Genomic DNA, 21,070 nt, shown 5'->3' on the forward strand with positions numbered 1-21,070 from the left:
CGATGAATTAATCGCCGTAGACATTAAAGTTAAAATACTTACTCGCCATTTTGTCGTAGGTGCCGTCTTTGCGCAGTTCACCCAGCGCTTTATCGAAAGCCGCTTTCAGCTCCGCATCATCTTTGCGCAAGCCAATCCCGGTTCCGTCGCCAAAGTATTTTTTATCTTTAACTGAAGGACCGGCAAAAGCGTAGTCTTTACCTGCCGGTTGTTTCAGGAAACCTTCGCTGGCCGCGACTTCATCCTGCAATGCCGCATCCAGACGTCCCGCCGTCAGGTCAGAATAGATCAGGTCCTGGTTCGCGTAGGCCACCACATCCACGCCTTTGCTGCGCCAGTTATCATTGGCATAGGCTTCCTGAGTAGAGCCTTGTAGTACGCCTACGTGTTTACCTTTGAGGGAGTCCAGAGTCGGTTGAATCGGCGAACCTTTCGCGGCGATCAAACGAGAATCTGCGGCGTAAAGCTTGTCTGAGAAGGCAATCTCTTGCTGACGCTTCTCGGTGATGGAAAGCGAGGAGATGATGGCATCAATTTTTTTCGCTTTCAGCGACGGGATCAGTGCATCAAAGTCGCTGGCAACCCAGGTACATTTGATCTGCATGCGCTTACACATCTCATTTCCCAGATCGATATCAAAACCGACGAAATCGCCTTTGGCATCTTTAGAGGAAAAAGGTGCATACGTGGTATCTGTACCAATACGAACTGTCTGCGGAAGTGCTGCGTAGCTGGCCGCGGTTGCGGAAAGTCCTACCAGCAAAGACAAAGCAAGAACCGTCTTCTTCATACATAACCCTCAAGTGGCGTAATTTTATTATGTTTTACGTTGTGTTGTGTGTTTGCAGACTTTTTCATGCAGGTCTTATGCCATTTTCGCGTCGTTGAGGATATTCGACGTTAAATATGTTAATAAAACGTTGCAATATTGTCCTGATTTTGAAGATAGCAGGTCTGACGGTTGAAACGCAGCGTTTCGTTGAGTTTTGACGAATTAAATGTTGAGGATATGATCGCGGTTACAAAATTGCCCTGAAACAGGGCAACGGATGTTTCTTTGCACCCTGATGGAACGGCTTACGCCCCTTGCCAGCGGGTGAAGAGGTCATGAGGAAGGGAGATATCAAACTGGTCAAGGACACGATTAACTGTTTGATTAATCACGTCATCGAGGGTTTGCGGGCGATGATAAAACGCCGGCACCGGTGGCATAATCACCGCCCCAATTTCTGCCGCCTGCGTCATTAGCCGCAGATGCCCCAGATGCAATGGCGTTTCACGCACGCACAGCACCAGCGGGCGACGTTCTTTTAACACCACGTCTGCCGCACGGGTAAGCAGTCCATCGGTGTAGCTGTGAACGATGCCAGAAAGCGTTTTGATTGAACACGGCAGAATAACCATTCCGGCGGTCTGAAAAGAGCCAGAGGAAATACTGGCGGCGATATCGCGCGTATCGTGAGTCACATTCGCCAGCGCCTGCACGTCGCGTACAGAGAGGTCCGTTTCCAGCGCCAGCGTCTGCCGGGCAGCGGCGCTCATCACCAGATGGGTTTCCACATCAGTAACGTCACGCAAAACCTGCAGCAGGCGCACGCCGTAAATAGCCCCACTTGCGCCAGAAATACCAATGATGAGTCGTTTCATGTTTAATCGCCCTTGCTTGCTTCAGGGCCGACTTTGCAGGAATTTATGGGGAGTTGCAAGCAAGGGTGCGGATTGCGCCCTTGCTTGCGAGCAAACATTAACCTTCGTTGTGCATCTCAAGGTTTTCCGCTTCATTCTGACGCAATATCGCTTTGGCATCGTCATTACGCAGGGAATCGAGGAAATCGAGATACTGCTGGTCGACGTCTTTAGTAACGTACACGCCGTTAAACACTGAACATTCAAACTGCTGAATATCCGGGTTCTCAGCGCGAACGGCTTCAATCAGATCGTTCAGGTCCTGGAAGATAAGCCCGTCTGCGCCGATTATCTGACGAATCTCGTCCACTTCGCGACCGTGGGCAATCAGCTCCGTCGCCGTCGGCATATCGATACCATACACGTTCGGGAAGCGAATTTCCGGTGCGGCAGAGGCCAGATACACCTTCTTCGCCCCGGCTTCACGCGCCATCTCGATAATCTGTTCTGAGGTGGTGCCACGTACGATAGAGTCATCCACCAGCAGCACGTTCTTATCACGGAACTCCGCACGGTTGGCGTTCAGTTTACGTCGCACGGATTTACGGCGCAGCTGCTGGCCCGGCATGATAAAGGTACGCCCCACGTAGCGGTTTTTCACAAACCCCTGACGGTACGGCTTGCCGAGAATACGGGCGATTTCCAGCGCGATATCACAAGAGGTTTCCGGAATCGGGATCACCACGTCGATATCCAGATCTTCCCACTCGCGGGCAATTTTTTCGCCGAGCTTAGTTCCCATATTCACACGGGCGCTGTAGACGGAAATCTTGTCGATAAAGGAATCAGGACGCGCAAAGTAAACGTATTCGAACAGGCACGGATTGCTGACCGGGTTATCGGCGCACTGGCGGGTAAACAGCTGGCCTTTTTCGGTGATGTACACCGCTTCGCCAGGTGCTACGTCGCGCAGAAATTCAAAGCCCAGCGTATCCAGCGCCACGCTCTCGGAAGCCACCATATACTCGGTGCGACCGTCGCCAATATCGCGTTTGCCCAGTACCAGCGGGCGAATACCGTTAGGATCGCGGAAGGCAACCATACCGTGGCCGATAATCATCGCCACGCAGGCGTAGGCGCCACGGATCTGGCGGTTAGTTGCCGCAATGGCCGCAAAAATATTGTCTGCTTCCAGCGGGTAATGGCGGAAGTTATCCAGCTCGCTGGCGAAAATATTCAGCAGGATTTCAGAATCTGAAGTGGTATTGATGTGGCGGCGCTTTTCTTCAAACAGCTTTTTACGCAGCTCATGCGCATTGGTCAGGTTGCCGTTGTGGGCAAGCGTGATGCCATACGGTGAGTTAACGTAAAAAGGTTGAGCTTCGGAGGCGCTGGAGCTGCCAGCCGTTGGGTAACGCACATGACCGATGCCCATATTGCCCTGCAAACGCTGCATATGGCGCGCTTCAAAAATATCGCTCACCATTCCGTTTGCTTTACGCAAGCGGAAGCAGTTGTTGGCATCAATAGTGATGATGCCCGCAGCATCCTGACCACGATGCTGGAGCACCGTTAACGCGTCATAAATCGACTGGTTTACCGGCATAACACCGGCGATACCGACAATACCGCACATACGTCTTTTCCTCGTTCAGCAACGACCCAAAGTTTATACTTTGGGCAAGAAACTTGACGAGCTTTGCAGATAGTCAAAGAACCATCTGATGATGAAACTGAACTGCGGGATCAGCTGCGACTTACTCCAGTCTTCACTTTTCGACAGACCGGTAAACGTATCGAGAAAGAACAGTATGGCGGCGACGATCAGCGCTCCTCGCAGAGCACCAAAGCAAACCCCCAACACCCTGTCGGTACCCGACAGACCTGTTTTCTCTACCAGTTGGCCTATCACAAAGTTAACGATAGCGCCGACGATAAGTGTCGCGATGAACAGTATCGCGATAGCAATCCCATTTCGAACCAGTTCGTCTTCAAAGCCCGTAAACCAGACAGACAGGTAAGTGTAGTAATGGCTGGCGACAAAGAAAGCACAACCCCAAGTCACCAACGATAATGCTTCACGAACAAAGCCACGGATCAGGCTAACCAGACAGGAAAAACCAATCACCGCGATAATGGCGTAATCAATCCAGACCATAAGTGTCCCACGATTTTACGCCCTGTCGTCCTGTTCGGGGCGCATTCTAACAGAAAAAGAAAACGTTTGCGTAGGGATTTCCTTTCCACGCGTAAATAAAAATGGCGCTGAAAAAATCTTCAACGCCATACGGTTTTATGCCTCTTCGGACACTGCCGGATAGCGGTGAAAACACCGTATCCGGCCGACATGAGACGGCCCCTTAATTAGGGGTATACCCCATCACAACCCCACTCAGACCAGAGATCTTCTGCAGCTCGCCCAGCGAGTTCTTCAGCTTATCTCTGGAGGCGTCAGGCCCTACGAGAATGCGGGTTATTTTACCCTGTACCGGCGTTGACGGGGAAGTATATACCCGGAAGCCCGCGCCACGAAGTTTACCCACGATCTCATTGACCTTATCCGCATTTTTCAGCGCGCCGAGCTGCACAACATACGCTTTGCCGGTCGGGGCTGGCGCTTCTTCCGCGACCGGTTTCGGTGCTGGAGCAGGCGCAGGGGTTGGTGCCGGTGTGGCTGCAACGGGTTGCGGCTTCGGTTTAGGTTTCGGCGGTTCAACAGGTGCGGGGACAGGATCTAACTCCGCGCTGTTTGCCGTTGCCATGCGCGATGGGTCCAGCGATGGCGCAGCGGCATCGCCCGCGCGCACCTCTTCTGCCGCCCCTTCAGGCGGTTGCGTCGGCAGCGCCTGCGTTGCCGCAGGCATCATGTCCGGTTCGTCGCGATCGCCCGGTTTGGGCACCAGAGGGATCGCAGCAAACTCATCCTGATAATGTTTTTTTTGCCCGTCAAGCAGCCCGGGGAGCACAATCACCCCAAGCGCGACCAGCACAATTGTGCCAACTAATCGATTCTGAAACTTACTCGCCACCGCTTCTCCCCACGTCTATCACTTCCATGACATGTGCGACAGTGTGAAACGATCCACACACCAACACGGTATCTTCTGGCTTCGCCTCGGCCAGTGCCGCAGACCATGCCTGCGCCACGCTGTCATAGGCTTCACCTTTGCCCAGATGTTCTAACAGCTGTTCTGCCGTTGCGCCACGCGGCCCTTCCAGTGGCGCGCAGTACCAGGCATCGACCACGCTTTTTAACCAGGCCAACGTACCGGCAATATCTTTATCATGTAGCATACCGATAACTGCAAGTACACGCCCGCTTTTCACTAACTTTTTCAGACGTCCGGTCAGATATTCCGCCGCATGCGGGTTATGGGCAACATCAAAAATCACCCGCGGCGACTCGCTCACAATCTGGAAGCGTCCCGGTAAAATCGCCTGTTTGATTCCGTCACGAATTGCCTGCTCGCTAACGTCAAGACCACTGGCACGCAGTGCAGCCAGTGCGGTCGCGGCGTTCGGTTGTGGAACCTGTGGCAATGGCAGATGCGCCAACGTGCCGTGAGCGTCCGTAAAGGACCAGTCGTTCTCCGTTACCGTATAGCGCCAGTCCACACCACAGCGTTGCAAAATCGCCCCGCACTCTTGCGCCACATCCGCAATAGTGTATGGCATTTCCGGTTCGCCAACGATGGCCGGTTTCTCTGCGCGGAAAATCCCCGCTTTCTCACGACCAATGCTCTCGCGATCCGGGCCCAGCCAGTCGGTATGATCAAGCGCAATACTGGTGACGACCGCAACATCGGCATCGACGATATTCGTCGCGTCAAGGCGACCGCCTAACCCCACTTCCAGAATGACTACGTCCAACTTAGCCTGTTTAAACAACCAGAGCGCCGATAGCGTACCGTATTCAAAGTAGGTCAGGGAAATATCGCCACGTGCGTCTTCAATCTCAGCAAACGAGGCGGTATGCGCGGATTCCGGCAGTTCACGCCCCTGCACGCGCACGCGTTCCGTGTAACGCACCAGATGCGGCGAACTGTATACTCCGACTTTATAACCTGCGGCGGTCAGCACCGATTCCAGCGTACGGCAGGTCGTGCCTTTTCCGTTGGTTCCCGCCACCGTAAAGACAAATGGTGCGGGTTTCAACACGCCCAGTTTGCGCGCCACCAGGCTTACGCGTTCGAGGCCCAGATCGATAGTTTTACTGTGCAGGTTTTCCAGATAAGAAAGCCACGACGCCAGAGGCGACGCGGCTTGAGGAATACGTTTATTGTCCATGATGCCTGTAGATTCTTTACGTTGAGAAAAGCAAAAGGCAGCGCCAACTGGCCCTGCCCTTTTGTACTCGTCGTCTTTCAAGCTGCAGGCTTGTTGGCTGCTCTCGTTCACCCGAATCACTTGCCTGTGCAAGCTCATCGGGATGAACTCTCTTGCCGCCTACCTGCAACTCGAAATCCATAGAGTAAATTATCAGGACTCTGATCCCTGATCGGGTACCGGAGGTACCACCTCGCCTTCACGCGGCTCATCCGGATTCGGCGCCGGAAGATTCATCAGCTTCGCCAGAATGCTTGCCAGTTTCAGGCGCATTTCCGGACGGCGGACGATCATATCGATAGCGCCTTTTTCAATCAGGAACTCGCTGCGCTGGAATCCCGGCGGCAGTTTCTCACGTACGGTTTGCTCGATAACACGCGGACCCGCAAAGCCGATCAACGCTTTCGGTTCGGCAATGTTGAGATCGCCCAGCATCGCGAAGCTTGCGGAAACACCGCCCATCGTTGGGTCGGTCAGTACAGAAATGTACGGTAAACCGCGTTCCTGCATTTTCGCCAGCGCAGCAGAGGTTTTCGCCATCTGCATCAGAGACATCAGCGCTTCCTGCATACGCGCCCCGCCAGAAGCGGAGAAGCAGATTAGCGGACAGTTGTCTTCCAGCGCCTGCTCAACGGCACGGACGAAACGCGCACCGACGACAGAACCCATGGAGCCGCCCATAAACGCGAACTCGAATGCAGCCGCAACGACCGGCATACCGTGAAGCGTGCCTTTCATCACCACCAGCGCATCTTTCTCGCCGGTTTCTTTCTGTGCTGAGGCCAGTCTGTCTTTGTACTTTTTGGAGTCACGAAACTTCAGCACGTCTTTCGGCTCAAGTTCGCTACCCAGTTCCACAAGAGTACCTTCATCTAACAGGCTATGCAGGCGATTGCGCGCCGACATGCGCATATGATGGTCACACTTCGGACAGACCTCAAGATTACGTTCCAGCTCAGCACGGTATAAAACCTGACCGCAGCTATCACACTTGGTCCACACCCCTTCAGGAATGCTTGCCTTGCGGGTGGGAGTAATGTTGCTTTTAATTCGTTCAATCCAGCTCATTGGTGACCTTTCTGCCTGAACCCTAGTCAGCTTTGTTATAAGGGGCGCATAATGCCATTTTTGCCCCTAACAGACCATGAATGTTGCACATTAAAACATAACAGCCCGAAACTTTGGATAAAAAAGTGGTCGAACCGCTGAGTTACTTTCTATTTTGCAGCCCGTGACGCAGCCCGTTTATGACGAATTACTTCAATCACACCCGGCAATACGGAAAGGACGATAATCGCCACAATCAATAATTTCAGGTTTTCCTGAACGATGGGCAGATCGCCAAACAGATAGCCTGCATAGGTGAACAGCAATACCCACAGCAGTGCGCCTACAACGTTATACATCGCAAAGTGGCGGTAGGACATGTGTCCCATACCGGCAACAAATGGCGCAAATGTCCGCACGATAGGCACGAAACGCGCCAGGATAATCGTTTTTCCGCCATGACGCTCGTAGAACGCATGGGTTTTATCCAGGTAGCTGCGACGAAAAATTTTGGAGTTCGGGTTACTAAAGAGTTTTTCACCGAACAACCGGCCAATCGTATAGTTCACCGCATCGCCGACAATCGCAGCCACAATCATCAACGCCACCATCAGATGAACATTGAGATCGTTAGTTGGCAGCGCAGAAAGCGCGCCAGCAACAAACAGCAGTGAGTCCCCCGGCAGGAACGGCGTCACTACCAGCCCGGTTTCGCAGAACAGAATCAGAAACAGAATCGCGTATACCCAGATACCGTATTCCGCGACCAGCTCTGCCAGGTGCACATCAATGTGCAGAATAAAATCGATAAGAAAGTAAATCAGGTCCATAGTTTTGCCTTTATACGACTCAAATTAGTCCGCCAGAAATAGCGGGCCCATTGGCGGTTTTGGCAGGTCGAACCGGTCAGGGTAATCTACCGCAACCAAATACAGTCCTTCCGCTTTCGCCGTTGCCGCTGCCAGCGTTCTGTCCTTCGCTGCTAACAGTTCTGCTATCCAGCTCTCCGGCTGGTTGTTGGCGCCTACTTCCATCAGGCTGCCGACAATATTCCTGACCATATGATGTACAAAGGCATTCGCTTTAATATCCACCACCACATATGCACCAAAACGTTCAACGTTAATGTGCATCACGTTACGCCACGGTGTGCGCGACTGGCACTGCACCGCACGAAACGAGGTAAAATCATTTTCGCCGATCAGACACTGGGCTGCACGATGCATACGTTCAGCATCCAGCGGCTCATAGTAATGGGTTACCCCTTTGCCCAAAACCGCAGGGCGCAACCGATGATTGTAGATGATGTAGCGATAACGGCGAGCCGTGGCGCTAAATCGGGCATGAAAATCATCAGGTACAGCTTTCACCCAGCGCACGGCGATGTCACCAGGTAAATTCGCATTTACGCCCAACGTCCAGGCGGCGTCTTTACGCACAGCGTGCGTTTCAAAATGCACGACCTGCCCTGTGCCATGAACGCCCGCATCCGTGCGCCCCGCACAAAAGACATTGATACGCTCATTCGCGACCTGAGAAAGCGCTTTTTCCAGCTTTTCCTGAACGCTACGCACTTCGTTCTGGCGCTGCCAGCCATAATATTTGCTGCCGTCATACTCAATGCCCAGCGCAATTTTATGGGTTAGCGGCTGTTGCAGGTCCGACATTAGTACAGATACTCCTGCACCAGTTTCTCCGCAATTTTCACCGCCATCAACGCGCCGCCAAAACGCACGTTGTCTGCCACGGACCAGAACTGAACCTGCTCCGGCATACCGTAATCGTTATGTACACAGCCGATGGAAAGATGTGGCGTACCTGACGCATCGCCAACCTGAGTCGGGAAATCGGTCTCTTCCGACAACGCCACGTCTTCAGCGCGAGAAAACGCATCGCGCGCTTCTTCCGCAGCTAATGGACGCAGAGCTTCAAAATTCACCATCTGCGCGTGACCGTAGAATACCGGTGACTGTACGATGCTAGCGGAGATAAGCAGACCGTCATCCTGCATAATTTTGCGCACTTCATCAACGATACGACGTTCTTCACGCACGCTACCTTCGCGATCTGGCAGCAGCGGCAGCATATTGAATGCCAGCTGGCGACCAAAGAAATCGTCTTCGTCAATCGGGATACCATTGAGCAGTTTCGCACTTTGCCCTGCCAACGCATCCACCGCTTTTTTACCGTGCGCAGAGGCCGACAGAATATTGGTCACCGTAATACGTGAAAGACCACCGTCATCAATCAGCGGTTTCAGCGCAGACAACAGTTGACTGGTCAGGCTATTAGGGACCGCAATCACATTGCGGTTGCGGTAATCTGCCAGCACGAACGGGTTAACGTCCGGAACCACCAGCGGAACGTCAGGCTCAAGTGCGAACAAACCACTGCTGTCGATAACCAGGCAACCGGCATTGGTTGCTTCTTCCACCCATGCAGCGGTGGCCTCAGCGCCCGCAACAAAAAATGCCAGTTGTGCCTGGGTCCAGTCAAAGTCTGCAACATCCTGAACAATGACCGATTTACCGTTAAAACGCAGGTGCTCACCAGCGCTTTCGTTACGCGCCAGCGCAAAAATTTCACCGACCGGGAACTGGCGTTCAGCCAGCGTATCGAGCAGGGCTTCGCCTACGGCGCCCGTTGCGCCCAGAATGGCAATGTTCCAGCCTTCAGACATGGTGATTTACTCCAGAAATACATAAGCGTCCCTGTCGCATTATTCGACAGGGAGCATTAAGAAGACATTAATGTGCCGGGTGATGAACAGCGTTAAAACCCAGCTTACACAGCAAGGCGGCTGCCGTCTCGTCGTCACACATCACGTATAAAGACGACCATTCACGGCGCTCAAGATAATTTTTACGCAGTTTATCAAATTCACCCGGAATTCCAGCGACTTTACGCAGCGGCGCATCATCGCGGCGCACATCATACACTAAATGCGCCAACCTTTTCAGCGTTGGCTGATCTAACGGGCCATGCAACGTGATACGACCGAATTCCGGCGCAGGTAACAGGGTGTTCAGCGCCACGTGCTGCTCGCGACCAATAAACTTGCTATAGGCCTCAAAGACCTGCGTGGTCCCACGAGCCTTTCCTTCCAGGGTATATCCGGCAATGTGCGCGGTGCCAATATCGGCTTTCTCCAGCAACGCCACATTGAGATCCGGCTCGCCTTCCCAGACATCCAGCACCACGCTCAGCGCCTGCCCGGCGTTAAGCCGGTTCAGTAATGCCGTATTGTCGATAACCGGCCCACGGCAGGCGTTGATCAGAATAGTGCCGGGCTTCAGTCGACTCATCAGCGCGTCATCCGCCAGGTGCAGTGTCTTATACGGGCCGTCTTTAAATAGCGGCGTATGGAACGTCAGCACATCGGCCTGCTGTACCAGTTCGTCCAGCGAACGGAAATCGCCCTCGTCACCGCGATCGGCTCTTGGCGGATCGCACAGCAAAGTACGGATCCCCAGCGCTTCCAGTCGCGCCTGCAAACGTCCACCTACGTTGCCAACACCGACGATACCCACGGTACGATCGCGTAACGCAAAACCGTCGCGTTCCGCCAGCATCAACAACGCTGAAAAAACATATTCTACGACCGCAATCGCATTACATCCGGGCGCTGCGGAAAAACCGATTCCCGACTGCGCAAGCCAGGCTTCATCCACATGGTCCGTGCCTGCGGTTGCCGTACCGACAAATTTAACCGGTTTTCCGCTGAGCAGTGATTCATTGACTTTCGTCACCGAGCGCACCATTAAAGCATCCGCATCATCCAGTTCAGCAACGGGAATCGGACGACCAGGAACCGCTTTGACCTCCCCCAAACGACTGAACAGTTCGCGGGCATAGGGCATATTTTCATCAACGAGGATTTTCACGTCTTTCGCACCTGTTTGAGAACGAGAGTTAACCGGGCAAGTGTGCCATAATCTCGCCGCCAGGCATACTGCGAGACCTGGTCAGCACAGATTTAAGGAACAGAGACGATGCAGCCCATTTCAGGTACGCCCGCTCGCCCTCCCGGCGAAGGCCAAAATGTCCCCTCCGTTGCAGGTGAGCAACCGTTATCCACGTTACAACGTACCGTGCTGGAACGGCTGATTACCCGTTTGATTTCGCTCACCCAACAGCAAAGCGCTGAGGTGTGGGCTGGAATGAAACACGATCTGGGCGTTAAAAGTGACACACCGTTGCAGTCACGTCACTTTCCTGCCGCAGAGCAAAACCTGAACCAGCGGCTGGAAGTCGCACAGCAGAACCATGCTAATCGTCAGGTGCTGTCGCAGCTTACTGAACTGTTAAGCCAGGGAAATAACCGTCAGGCGGTGAGTGATTTTATTCGCCAGCAGTATGGGCAGACGGCGCTTAGCCAACTCACGCCAGAACAATTGAAGAACGTGCTGACCCTGTTGCAACAAGGTCAGCTTTCAATACCGCAGCCGCAGCAGCGTCCGGCTACCGATCGCCCGTTATTACCCGCAGAGCACAATACGCTGAACCAGTTAGTTACCAAGCTGGCGGCGGCTACGGGAGAATCCGGTAAGATGATCTGGCAATCTATGCTGGAGCTGTCTGGGGTAAAAAGCGGAGAGCTAATCCCCGCCAAACAATTTACGCATCTGGTCACCTGGCTGCAGGCGCGCCAGACGCTCAGTCTGCAAAGTGCCCCGACGCTACAAACGCTGCAGGCGGCGCTGAAGCTGCCGTTAGAGCCCAATGAGCTGACGGCAATCAAAGAGTACGCGCAGCAGACATATCAGATCCAACCACAATCGATTCTGACCACGGTTCAGGTGCTGGACTTGCTGAATCAAATCTTCCTGCGCCGCGTGGAACGTGATCGGGAGCAGGAATTAAACGATCCGCGCCATCCCCAACCCATTTACAGCCCGTTCGCGCCGATGATTGAAACGGTTAAATCACTGTCGGCACGACCGGGACTGGTATTTATTGCCTTGATGATTGCGTTAGCCATTTTCTGGCTGGTCGCTTAGCCTTTTCGCAGAGTCAGCAACGTCACAACAATCCCCACCACGGCGGATATCGCCCCGGCAAGGAATACCGAGGGATAACCGTACGCGGTGGCCAGCACCCCGGCGACAGGGCCGCTTACGCCGTAGGAGATATCCTGAAATGCGGCGTAACCGCCTAACGCCGTACCACGAACCTGTGCTGGCACGCGCTTCACAACCTCAACGCCCAATGCCGGGAAGATAAGCGAACACCCGGCCCCGGTTAATGCCGCCCCGAGCAAAGCAACCCAGGCAGAGGGAGCCTGCCACAGCAGGATCAGGCCCGCAGTTTCAACCAGCAATGAAACAACGGCGACCTTCACGCCGCCGAACCGGTCCGGCATCCAGCCAAACAGAATGCGCATCAGCACAAATGCCCCGCCAAAAGCGGTCAGGGTGAATCCCGCCATCGTCCAGCCATTGCTGACAAAATAAAGCGAAATAAACGTACCGATGACAGCAAAACCCACGCCCTGCAATGCCAGACCCAGGCCCGGTTTCCAGATAAGCCCGACCACGCTCCACAGTGAAGGTCGCTCCCCGGCATGCGCAGGCACTTTGCGAACGGTGCCGTTGAATGCCCAGGCCAGCAGCGGTAATACCATCGTGGTTCCCGCCAGCGCCGCGAAGCCGAAGTGGCTATGGATCAGCAAGCCCAACGGCGCACCGGCAGCCAGCGCACCGTAAATCGCCATCCCGTTCCACGACATCACCTTACCTGAACGCGTTGGGCCAACCAGCCCCAATCCCCAGGTCAGGGTTCCGGTGAGCAACTGGCTTTCGCCAAAGCCGAGGATCAAACGCCCGACGATTAACAACGCAAATTTCACCGGGACAGAGACAGGCAATAGCGCGGCTAAAAGCCACGCCGCCCCCGCCAGCGCACAGGCAAACATCCCCTGTAGCGCCGAACGTTTAGCGCCATATTGATCGGCTAAGCGCCCGGCGTAGCCGCGGGTTAAGACCGTTGCCAGAAACTGTACGCCTACGGCGATACCAACCATGGTGTTGCCATAGCCCAGCTCGTGGTGCACAAACAGAGGAATGACGGGCAAAGGCAGACCGACCGTCATGTAGGTCAGAAAAACCGCAAAAGCGATACGAAACAGCGAAAAGTTCGCCGACGGTGTTTTTTCTTGTTGGGTTACTGCTGTCATGCGTTACTCCAAAATGCAGAGTAAGGCGAGGAATGCCCACGCCCCCTCTACCTGACTTTCAGGATTAAGGTGCGTTGGATAACGTTAAACGCTTACGCATTATCAAGAGGATAATGTTGAAGCTGGAGTCTGCCTGTGAGGGGCTAAACTTGTCAACCTCGAAATCACCGAAGGCATCCACAAAACAGAGGGTTATATTATTGAAGAAAAGCACTAACAATGAGGAAATAGTTTTCAATCAGGGGGACACTCAACGATCTTTTTTGCCGGAATATATTTTTAGGGACACGGTAATGAAAGCATTTTCGCTTATTGCTCTCATCCTGATGCTTTGCGGCTGCTATGCGCCTCATCAAGACAGCACACAGGCTGTAAAACAATTCTATCTCGCGTGGATGTCCGCCTACACACAAGATCGAGATACGTCCGCGCTCATGCAACTTTATGTGGCGAAAGACGTTATCGACCGTCTGGCGCTGATTGACAGCCTTTACGAGCAGGAAATAATAAATTCTGACTATTTTATGTACGTGCAGGATTACGACCCTGAATGGATCCCGCGGCTACGGGTTGGAGCGGCTCAGCCCTTTCTCGGTGGTGAAAAGGTGGAAGTACAATTAGGTGGGCCGGCAGGCGAAGCACCCATGCAACTGGAAGTGTATACGCGTTGGGAAGAAGGTCGCTGGAAAATTTATCGCGTGCGGGATCTGGATAATCAATTTGAACAGCCAATCTACAGCACTGGTGATATCACACGAGCCAAAGCCTGGTCGGCGGAAATCGCGCCGGAGTACGAAAAAATGAATAAATAAAAAAGGGAGCCATCGGGCTCCCTTCTACATCATCTTGCAGACTTACGCTTTCAGCTTACGCATGACCAGCGTCGCGTTAGTGCCGCCAAAGCCGAAGCTGTTGGACATCACGGTGGTCAGCGCCTGCTCAGTCGGTTTGGTCACGATGTTCAGACCTTCCGCCTGCTCGTCCAGCTCTTCAATGTTGATGCTCGGCGCGATAAAGCCGTGTTCCAGCATCAGCAGAGAGTAGATAGCTTCCTGCACGCCAGCCGCGCCCAGTGAGTGACCAGTCATCGCTTTGGTTGCAGAAATTGCCGGGCTGTTGTCGCCAAACACTTCACGGATTGCGCCCAGCTCTTTCACGTCGCCTACCGGAGTAGAAGTACCGTGAGAGTTCAGGTAGTCGATCGGGGTGTCTACACCGTGCATCGCCATCTGCATGCAACGTACTGCGCCTTCGCCAGACGGGGCAACCATGTCTGCGCCATCAGAGGTAGCGCCGTAACCGACGATTTCCGCGTAGATATGCGCGCCACGAGCCAGAGCGTGTTCCAGCTCTTCGACCACGACCATACCGCCGCCGCCTGCGATAACAAAACCGTCGCGGTTTGCATCATAGGTACGGGAAGCTTTAGACGGATCGTCGTTATATTTGGTAGACAGCGCGCCCATGGCGTCGAATTCACACGCCATTTCCCAGCACAGCTCTTCGCCGCCGCCAGCAAACACGATGTCTTGTTTACCCAGTTGAATTTGTTCTACTGCGTTGCCGATGCAGTGCGCAGATGTCGCACAGGCAGAGCTGATGGAGTAGTTTACGCCGTGAATTTTGAATGGCGTTGCGAGGCAGGCAGAAACGCCGGACGCCATCGCTTTGGTGACCACATACGGGCCAACCGCTTTCAGACCACGCGGGCTACGCATTGCGTCAGCGCCGAACACCTGAAAACGCGGGGAACCGCCGCCGGAACCTGCAATCAGGCCAACGCGCGGGTTATTCTGGTAATCTTCTGCAGCAAGACCGGCATCCGCCACAGCCTGCTCCATGGAAAGGAATGCATAGATGGATGCGTCGCTCATGAAGCGCACTACTTTGCGGTCAATGAGGCCAGTGGTATCCAGTTTTACGTTGCCCCATACGTGGCTACGCATGCCGGAGTCCTTCAGCTCCTGAGAGAAAGTGATCCCTGAACGTCCTTCACGCAGAGATGCCAGGACTTCCTGCTGGTTATTACCGATGCTGGAAACGATGCCCAAGCCAGTAATCACTGCACGTTTCATTCAATACCTCTGTAAGTCGCACTATTTTAAAGTTTCGAGTGGCACAATAGCGTACACTTGTACGCCGAACAAGTCCGATCAGCCATTTAATGTGGAAATTTGCGCAGCCAGGCACTCATCGCTAAGATCGGGGCACAGCCTGCCAGACGAGTAACTTACGTGAAACAATACGCTATACAACCTGCCAACCTTGAATTCAACGCTGAGGGTACACCTGTTTCCCGAGATTTTGATGATGTCTATTTTTCCAATGATAACGGGCTGGATGAGACACGTTACGTCTTCCTCGGCGGGAATCATCTCGCACAGCGATTCCCTGTGCATTCACGTCCCCTTTTCGTGGTGGCGGAAAGTGGGTTTGGCACCGGGCTTAATTTCCTGACTCTCTGGCAGGCATTTGCTGATTTTCGTGATACGCACCCTGACGCTACCCTGAAAAGATTACATTTCATCAGTTTTGAAAAATATCCGCTGACGCGTGAAGATCTAACCTTAGCCCATCAGCACTGGCCGGAGCTTGCCCCGTGGGCCACGGCGTTACAGGCGCAGTGGCCGCTGCCGCTGGCGGGCTTGATGATGGGCGCGTCACGCTGGATTTGTGGTTTGGCGATATTAACGAACTGACCAGCAAACTCGATGATTCCCTGAATCAAAAAGTGGACGCCTGGTTCCTGGACGGTTTCGCCCCGGCGAAGAATCCGGACATGTGGACGCCAACGCTGTTTAACGCGATGGCCCGACTGGCTCGCCCCGGCGGCACGCTGGCTACCTTCACATCGGCAGGCTTTGTGCGACGGGGGTTGCAGGAAGCCGGATTTACGATGCAAAAGCGCAAAGGCTTTGGCCGCAAACGCGAAATGCTTTGTGGCGTTATGGAACAGACTCTGGCACTCCCTTCATCGGCTCCGTGGTTCACGCGCACGGGCACAGATAAGCGCGAAGCCGCTATTATTGGCGGAGGCATCGCCAGCGCATTGCTGTCGCTGGCGCTACTGCGCCGCGGCTGGCAGGTCACGCTCTATTGCGCGGACGATAAACCTGCCGGGGGCGCATCCGGTAATCGCCAGGGCGCACTCTATCCGTTACTCAGCAAGCATGACGCGGCCATTAATCTCTTTTTCCCCACCGCGTTTACCTTCGCCCGCCGCCTGTATGATGCCCTTCCGGTAGAGTTCGCGCATGACTGGTGCGGCGTGACGCAGCTCGCATGGGATGAAAAAAGTCAGCAGAAAATCACTCAAATGCTGTCTCTTGAACTGCCCGATGCGCTTGCCGTCGGCGTTGACGCAGAGCAAGTTTTACAGACCACCGGCGTCGAAACCGGGTGCGGCGGGATTCAGTATCCTGCCGGTGGATGGCTGTGCCCGGCGCAGTTAACCGCTGCCGTACTGGACTATGCCACAACCCTGGGATTACGCACCCGCTACCAACATACTCTGGCCTCACTTTCACGCCAGACAGCAGGCTGGAAATTGCAGTTTGCCTGTGGAGAAACCGCCACTCACGCAGCGGTGGTTCTGGCTAACGGCCATCGCATTAACAGCTTTGAGCAGACGCAGACGTTACCGGTCTATTCCGTTGGCGGCCAGGTGAGTCATATCCCCACCACGCCCGCGCTGTCAGCGCTACGCCAGGTGTTGTGCTACGACGGTTACCTCACGCCGCATAACCCGCAAAACCAGCAACACTGCATTGGTGCCAGCTATCATCGTGGGAGTGAAGAGACTGAGTATCGCGAGGAGGACCAGCAGCAAAATCGTCAGCGCTTAATCGACTGCTTCCCGCACGCCGCATGGGCAAAAGAGGTGGACGTCAGTGCGCATGCTGCCCGCTGCGGGGTCCGCTGCGCTACGCGCGATCACATCCCGATGGTGGGTAATGTCGCGGACTATGACGCCACGCTCAGCCAGTACGCCACGCTTGCCGAAGACAAAGCGCACGCGGTGAACGCCCCGGTTTATGCTGATTTATTTATGCTGGGCGCGCTGGGTTCGCGCGGGTTGTGTACTGCCCCGCTATGTGCAGAAATTCTGGCATCACAAATGAGCGATGAACCTATCCCTATGGATGCCAGCACGCTGGCGGCGCTGAATCCGAATCGACTGTGGGTCAGGAAGTTATTGAAGGGTAAAGCGGTGAAATTGTAGGCCGGGTAAGCGTTAACGCCACCCGGTAAGGTGAGAATGCCGGATGGCGGTGCCTGTACCTTAATCCGGCCTACGGGCAATTAGTGTTTTGTCGCCTTCTGGAACAGCATGTCCCACATCTCTTTCACTAACGCCTGGTCACGCGGCGAAAGTTCGCCTGCGCTAATCGCTTTTTCCAGGCTGCTGGTCACATTGGCGTACAATGCCTCAGCGGAATGGTCCTCGCCAGCATCCAGCTCTGCTACGGCCAGCGTCAGGTGCCCACGCAAATAGCCACTGGCAAACAACTCATCATCGCTGGCGTGCTCTACCATATCGTCGATTAATGCCAGAATGCGTGATTCAAACTCCGCGATCATCTTCTTTCCTCATTGTAAACGTGGCGGCGGCTTCAGTTGAGCGCTTCGGGCCACGGGAATTGTTCCGCCTTAAGTTCAGGCGTGTGATAATAATTCTGTAACGCGTTAATAAAGCGCGCTGGACGCTCCGGGATCCCCTTTTCCAGATACTCCATCACCTGGGCATGCACACGACGCTGGAATACCACGCGATCCGGTTCAAAGTCTCCGTTCAGATTGTCGCAACTGACGTTAAACGGATAGCCCGCCGCCATGCAGAACAGCCAGTCAAACGCCTGCGGCTTCACTTCCACATCTTCAAACTGGCATTGCGTGTTCGCGTCGCGTCCATCCGGGCAGTACCAGTAACCAAAGTCAACCAGCTCACGACGCGCTTTACCCGCAATACACCAGTGCGAAATTTCATGTAAGGCGCTGGCGTAATAACCATGCGCAAAAACGATACGGTGATACGGTACTTCCGCATCAGCAGGAAGATAGATCGGTTCGTCATCGCCTTTAATCAGACGGGTATTAAATTCATCGGCAAAGCAGCCGTTAAAAATCTCAATTAACTGTTCGTAGTGATGGGTGTTATTCATTAGTTCATCCCCAGCCAGTGGAGAATCTCCTGTCCATGATTATCGTAAAGTAGCTTGGCGCTCATTACGGCGGAGACAATAACGATCATAGGCCGAATGAGTTTTTGTCCTTTGCTGAGCACCAGTCGCGATCCCATCCGTGCGCCAATAAACTGGCCAATGAGCATCACAAACCCGGTCGCCCAAATCACTTTGCCGCCGAGGGCAAACAGCAACAACCCACCGATATTCGAGGTGGCATTTAATACTTTGGCGTGGGCCGTCGATTTCGCCAGGTTATATCCGCACAGCATGACAAAAGCCAGCGCGTAGAACGATCCCGCTGCCGGACCAAAAAAGCCATCGTAAAAACCAACGCAGCCTCCGGCCACCAGCGCGAAAGGCAAACCGTGCAGTCGACGCTGCCGGTCTTCTTCGCCCACTCTGGGCATCAACAGAAAGTAGAGGCCAATACAGATAACCAGCACCGGCAGGATCTGGCGTAATATGTCGGACTGCACATGCTGGACCAACAATGCGCCGCTCATTGAACCGACAAAGGTCATGAAGATGTTGAGCTTCTGATCCGCCAGATTAACCACGCCCCGGCGAATAAAATAGATCGAGGAAGAGATAGATCCCCCGCAGGCCTGCAGCTTATTGGTGGCCAGTGCTTGCGCGGGCGGCATTCCGGCCGCCATCAATGCCGGGATGGTGAGTAAACCGCCGCCCCCGGCCAGAGAGTCAATAAAACCTGCCAGCATTGCCACAAAAAAAAGCACACCCAACAGCAGTGGCGACACCATAAACAGAGAGACAAAATGATCCATTAGAGTACATGCTCATCCAGTAGCGCCTGGCAGGAAGGCGGCAACGGCGGCGGTGTCTTCTTCTCAGGCTTGGTGGTTCCAGGTTTAGGAGGTTCGAACCAGCTTTGCAGCTCTGCGCCACAGCCGTCACCCGGTGGGGGCAAAGGTTGATCTTCGCACTCCAGGCTGTCAGCAGGACAACGTAATCGTACGTGCATATGCGCACGATGCTGGAACCACGGTCGCACTTTACGCAACCAGTCCCTGTCGGTCCCTGCATCCAGACACAGCTGCTGCTTAATCGCCGGATTCACAAAAATACGCGTGACTTCATTATCTTTTGCCGCCAGCCTAATCAGGCTGAAAATCTCCGGCTTCCACAGCGACGGCACGACATGTTTGCCATCCCGTGAGACCAAATCTAACGCCTGAGGACGCAGCAATTGTGACTGGGTCCAGCGCGTTTTCGGCAACTGCAGGAAAATATCCACATCCAGGCCCGTCTGGTGGCTGGCATGACCGCCATTGAAACGCCCACCGGCCGGCATCCCCATATCGCCGATTAACACCGTGCCCAGCCCCAGATTATTCGCCTGATTACTCAGACGCTGGATAAACATCACCAGATCCGGATGACCAAAATAACGTCGCTGATCGGTGCGCATCACCTGATAGTGTTCTGACTGTACAGGCAGCGTATCTGCACCAACAATGCAGCCATTGGAGAACGCGCCGATAGACTGCGCGCTGCCTGCCACCGGATGGGTAATTTTCTGCCAGGGCGTCGCCGCCAGACAGGCGGTACTGGCAAACAGAGCCAGCGCCGCAAGTGCCATTTTGTTCATCTCTTACCAGCGTGGAATATCGGTCTTCACGTCCGCGTTTTGCGCCCGCTGACGCAGCAGGTGATCCATCAATACGATCGCCAGCATCGCTTCGGCGATCGGCACAGCGCGGATCCCAACGCATGGATCGTGACGACCTTTAGTGATCATGTCGACTTCTTCACCGAAGCGGTTAATCGTGCGTCCGGGAACGGTAATACTGGACGTCGGTTTCAGCGCCATATGAGCAATGATTTGTTGCCCGCTGCTGATCCCACCCAGAATGCCGCCCGCATGGTTACTCTGGAAACCTTCTTTGGTGATTTCATCTCGGTTCTGGCTGCCGCGCAGCGCAACAACGTCAAATCCGTCGCCAATCTCAACGCCCTTAACGGCGTTAATGCTCATTAGCGCATGGGCGATGTCGGCATCCAGGCGGTCAAATACAGGTTCACCGAGACCCGCAGGTACGCCGCTTGCCACTACGGTGACCTTCGCTCCTATGGAGTCGCCCTCTTTTTTCAGGCCGCGCATCAGTTCATCGAGCGCCTCGATTTTATCCGGATCCGGGCAAAAGAACGGGTTAAGCTCCACCTGAGACCAGTCTTTAATCTCCAGCGGGATATCGCCCATCTGCGTCAGACAGCCGCGAATTTCAACGCCGAATTTTTCCGCCAGATATTTTTTGGCAATCGCCCCGGCCGCCACGCGCATCGCTGTTTCACGTGCGGATGAGCGTCCACCTCCACGATAGTCGCGCAGACCGTATTTTTGCTCATAGGTATAGTCGGCGTGACCAGGACGAAAAACATCCTTAATCGCGCTGTAATCCTGTGAACGCTGATCGGTATTTTCGATCAGCAGACCAATGCTGGTACCGGTGGTCACGCCTTCGAACACACCAGAGAGGATTTTCACCTGATCCGGTTCACGGCGCTGCGTAGTGTAACGCGACGTCCCCGGGCGACGTCTGTCGAGATCGTGCTGCAGGTCAGCTTCTGTCAGAGAAATGCCCGGCGGAACACCATCGACAATACAACCGAGCGCCAGCCCGTGTGATTCGCCGAATGTGGTTACGCGAAAGAGTTGCCCAATTGTGTTTCCTGCCATCACGGCTCCGTT

At 54.3% G+C, this 21,070-nt stretch carries 20 protein-coding genes and 1 pseudogene; 3 read left to right on the forward strand and 18 right to left on the reverse strand.

The window, feature by feature from the left end:
• Positions 1-7 precede the first annotated feature (7 nt).
• The 11 genes from argT to pdxB all read right to left on the reverse strand — a co-directional run bounded on the left by argT (position 8) and on the right by pdxB (position 10,883).
• Positions 8-790 carry a lysine/arginine/ornithine ABC transporter substrate-binding protein ArgT gene (gene argT, locus FDX14_RS19015; protein WP_006683634.1) on the reverse strand — a complete coding sequence of 261 codons (783 nt, stop codon included), beginning with the start codon at positions 788-790 and terminating at the stop codon, positions 8-10.
• Between the two features lie 287 nt (positions 791-1,077).
• The gene (locus FDX14_RS19020; RefSeq protein ID WP_042307071.1) at positions 1,078-1,647 is read right to left on the reverse strand and encodes a UbiX family flavin prenyltransferase; all 570 of its coding nucleotides are present in this window, start codon (positions 1,645-1,647) and stop codon (positions 1,078-1,080) included.
• A 97-nt stretch (positions 1,648-1,744) separates the two neighbouring features.
• Positions 1,745-3,262 (reverse strand): amidophosphoribosyltransferase, encoded by a 1,518-nt coding sequence (gene purF, locus FDX14_RS19025; protein WP_005129677.1) that lies wholly within the window; start codon positions 3,260-3,262, stop codon positions 1,745-1,747.
• Positions 3,263-3,295: 33 nt separating this feature from the next.
• Positions 3,296-3,784, reverse strand: coding sequence for a colicin V production protein (gene cvpA / locus FDX14_RS19030; protein WP_006683632.1), 489 nt, complete (start codon positions 3,782-3,784; stop codon positions 3,296-3,298).
• 202 nt (positions 3,785-3,986) lie between these two features.
• Positions 3,987-4,655 carry a cell division protein DedD gene (dedD, locus tag FDX14_RS19035; RefSeq protein WP_061382124.1) on the reverse strand — a complete coding sequence of 223 codons (669 nt, stop codon included), beginning with the start codon at positions 4,653-4,655 and terminating at the stop codon, positions 3,987-3,989.
• A complete protein-coding gene (gene folC, locus FDX14_RS19040; RefSeq protein WP_079223280.1) occupies positions 4,645-5,913 on the reverse strand; it encodes a bifunctional tetrahydrofolate synthase/dihydrofolate synthase in 1,269 nt (422 codons plus the stop codon). Before folC ends, dedD begins: the two co-directional genes overlap by 11 nt.
• 192 nt (positions 5,914-6,105) lie before the next feature.
• Entirely contained in the window at positions 6,106-7,020 is a 915-nt protein-coding gene (gene accD / locus FDX14_RS19045) for an acetyl-CoA carboxylase, carboxyltransferase subunit beta (RefSeq protein ID WP_042307064.1), read from the reverse strand.
• Positions 7,021-7,169: 149 nt separating this feature from the next.
• Positions 7,170-7,829 carry a DedA family protein gene (locus FDX14_RS19050; RefSeq protein ID WP_003028140.1) on the reverse strand — a complete coding sequence of 220 codons (660 nt, stop codon included), beginning with the start codon at positions 7,827-7,829 and terminating at the stop codon, positions 7,170-7,172.
• A gap of 24 nt (positions 7,830-7,853) precedes the next feature.
• The gene (gene truA, locus FDX14_RS19055; RefSeq protein WP_042307062.1) at positions 7,854-8,666 is read right to left on the reverse strand and encodes a tRNA pseudouridine(38-40) synthase TruA; all 813 of its coding nucleotides are present in this window, start codon (positions 8,664-8,666) and stop codon (positions 7,854-7,856) included.
• Positions 8,666-9,679, reverse strand: coding sequence for an aspartate-semialdehyde dehydrogenase (locus FDX14_RS19060; RefSeq protein WP_042307061.1), 1,014 nt, complete (start codon positions 9,677-9,679; stop codon positions 8,666-8,668). The genes truA and FDX14_RS19060 overlap by 1 nt, the downstream gene beginning before the upstream one ends.
• A gap of 67 nt (positions 9,680-9,746) precedes the next feature.
• The gene (gene pdxB / locus FDX14_RS19065) at positions 9,747-10,883 is read right to left on the reverse strand and encodes a 4-phosphoerythronate dehydrogenase PdxB (protein ID WP_042307060.1); all 1,137 of its coding nucleotides are present in this window, start codon (positions 10,881-10,883) and stop codon (positions 9,747-9,749) included.
• 108 nt (positions 10,884-10,991) lie between these two features.
• Between pdxB and flk the strand changes: the two genes are divergently transcribed.
• A complete protein-coding gene (gene flk / locus FDX14_RS19070; RefSeq protein ID WP_079223276.1) occupies positions 10,992-11,999 on the forward strand; it encodes a flagella biosynthesis regulator Flk in 1,008 nt (335 codons plus the stop codon).
• Here flk and FDX14_RS19075 read toward each other — a convergent pair.
• A complete protein-coding gene (locus FDX14_RS19075; RefSeq protein ID WP_061382126.1) occupies positions 11,996-13,174 on the reverse strand; it encodes an MFS transporter in 1,179 nt (392 codons plus the stop codon). The genes flk and FDX14_RS19075 overlap by 4 nt on opposite strands.
• Before the next feature lie 293 nt (positions 13,175-13,467).
• On the opposite strand from FDX14_RS19075, the gene FDX14_RS19080 reads away from it, so the two are divergent.
• On the forward strand, positions 13,468-13,986 hold the full coding sequence (locus FDX14_RS19080) for a YqhG/Tai3 family protein (RefSeq protein WP_061382231.1): 519 nt from the start codon (positions 13,468-13,470) through the stop codon (positions 13,984-13,986).
• 42 nt (positions 13,987-14,028) lie between these two features.
• Here FDX14_RS19080 and fabB read toward each other — a convergent pair whose 3' ends face one another.
• Complete coding sequence (gene fabB, locus FDX14_RS19085) at positions 14,029-15,249, reverse strand: beta-ketoacyl-ACP synthase I (protein WP_042307055.1); 1,221 nt, start codon at positions 15,247-15,249, stop codon at positions 14,029-14,031.
• Between the two features lie 159 nt (positions 15,250-15,408).
• Between fabB and mnmC the strand changes: the two are divergent.
• Positions 15,409-17,396 (forward strand): annotated as a pseudogene (gene mnmC / locus FDX14_RS19090) (bifunctional tRNA (5-methylaminomethyl-2-thiouridine)(34)-methyltransferase MnmC2/FAD-dependent 5-carboxymethylaminomethyl-2-thiouridine(34) oxidoreductase MnmC1).
• Between the two features lie 80 nt (positions 17,397-17,476).
• On the opposite strand, the gene FDX14_RS19095 reads toward mnmC, so the two are convergent.
• Genes FDX14_RS19095 through aroC form a run of 5 tightly spaced genes read right to left on the reverse strand, consistent with a single transcriptional unit; the run spans position 17,477 to position 21,058 of the window.
• Entirely contained in the window at positions 17,477-17,755 is a 279-nt protein-coding gene (locus FDX14_RS19095; protein ID WP_079223268.1) for a YfcL family protein, read from the reverse strand.
• A gap of 32 nt (positions 17,756-17,787) precedes the next feature.
• A complete protein-coding gene (locus FDX14_RS19100; protein ID WP_038642365.1) occupies positions 17,788-18,336 on the reverse strand; it encodes an elongation factor P hydroxylase in 549 nt (182 codons plus the stop codon).
• Positions 18,336-19,145: a sulfite exporter TauE/SafE family protein gene (locus FDX14_RS19105; RefSeq protein ID WP_038642367.1), complete on the reverse strand. Its 810-nt coding sequence runs from the start codon at positions 19,143-19,145 to the stop codon at positions 18,336-18,338. The genes FDX14_RS19100 and FDX14_RS19105 overlap by 1 nt, the downstream gene beginning before the upstream one ends.
• On the reverse strand, positions 19,145-19,969 hold the full coding sequence (gene mepA, locus FDX14_RS19110; RefSeq protein WP_042307048.1) for a penicillin-insensitive murein endopeptidase: 825 nt from the start codon (positions 19,967-19,969) through the stop codon (positions 19,145-19,147). The genes FDX14_RS19105 and mepA overlap by 1 nt, the downstream gene beginning before the upstream one ends.
• A gap of 3 nt (positions 19,970-19,972) precedes the next feature.
• Complete coding sequence (aroC, locus tag FDX14_RS19115; protein WP_137350051.1) at positions 19,973-21,058, reverse strand: chorismate synthase; 1,086 nt, start codon at positions 21,056-21,058, stop codon at positions 19,973-19,975.
• Positions 21,059-21,070 lie beyond the last annotated feature (12 nt).

It is taken from the genome of Citrobacter sp. wls710, assembly GCF_005281115.1.
In the GTDB taxonomy this organism is placed as follows: Bacteria; Pseudomonadota; Gammaproteobacteria; order Enterobacterales; family Enterobacteriaceae; genus Citrobacter; species Citrobacter werkmanii.

Bases quoted from the DNA above. Each gene is read 5' to 3' on its own strand.
- FDX14_RS19095 (WP_079223268.1), bottom strand. From the start codon at position 17,755: ATGATCGCGGAGTTTGAATCACGCATTCTGGCATTAATCGACGATATG.
- argT (WP_006683634.1), bottom strand. From the start codon at position 790: ATGAAGAAGACGGTTCTTGCTTTGTCTTTGCTGGTAGGACTTTCCGCA.
- FDX14_RS19105 (WP_038642367.1), bottom strand. From the start codon at position 19,145: ATGGATCATTTTGTCTCTCTGTTTATGGTGTCGCCACTGCTGTTGGGT.
- purF (WP_005129677.1), bottom strand. From the start codon at position 3,262: ATGTGCGGTATTGTCGGTATCGCCGGTGTTATGCCGGTAAACCAGTCG.
- aroC (WP_137350051.1), bottom strand. From the start codon at position 21,058: ATGGCAGGAAACACAATTGGGCAACTCTTTCGCGTAACCACATTCGGC.
- FDX14_RS19020 (WP_042307071.1), bottom strand. From the start codon at position 1,647: ATGAAACGACTCATCATTGGTATTTCTGGCGCAAGTGGGGCTATTTAC.
- accD (WP_042307064.1), bottom strand. From the start codon at position 7,020: ATGAGCTGGATTGAACGAATTAAAAGCAACATTACTCCCACCCGCAAG.
- FDX14_RS19060 (WP_042307061.1), bottom strand. From the start codon at position 9,679: ATGTCTGAAGGCTGGAACATTGCCATTCTGGGCGCAACGGGCGCCGTA.
- FDX14_RS19100 (WP_038642365.1), bottom strand. From the start codon at position 18,336: ATGAATAACACCCATCACTACGAACAGTTAATTGAGATTTTTAACGGC.
- mepA (WP_042307048.1), bottom strand. From the start codon at position 19,969: ATGAACAAAATGGCACTTGCGGCGCTGGCTCTGTTTGCCAGTACCGCC.
- cvpA (WP_006683632.1), bottom strand. From the start codon at position 3,784: ATGGTCTGGATTGATTACGCCATTATCGCGGTGATTGGTTTTTCCTGT.
- FDX14_RS19050 (WP_003028140.1), bottom strand. From the start codon at position 7,829: ATGGACCTGATTTACTTTCTTATCGATTTTATTCTGCACATTGATGTG.
- FDX14_RS19080 (WP_061382231.1), top strand. From the start codon at position 13,468: ATGAAAGCATTTTCGCTTATTGCTCTCATCCTGATGCTTTGCGGCTGC.
- truA (WP_042307062.1), bottom strand. From the start codon at position 8,666: ATGTCGGACCTGCAACAGCCGCTAACCCATAAAATTGCGCTGGGCATT.
- fabB (WP_042307055.1), bottom strand. From the start codon at position 15,249: ATGAAACGTGCAGTGATTACTGGCTTGGGCATCGTTTCCAGCATCGGT.
- flk (WP_079223276.1), top strand. From the start codon at position 10,992: ATGCAGCCCATTTCAGGTACGCCCGCTCGCCCTCCCGGCGAAGGCCAA.
- folC (WP_079223280.1), bottom strand. From the start codon at position 5,913: ATGGACAATAAACGTATTCCTCAAGCCGCGTCGCCTCTGGCGTCGTGG.
- FDX14_RS19075 (WP_061382126.1), bottom strand. From the start codon at position 13,174: ATGACAGCAGTAACCCAACAAGAAAAAACACCGTCGGCGAACTTTTCG.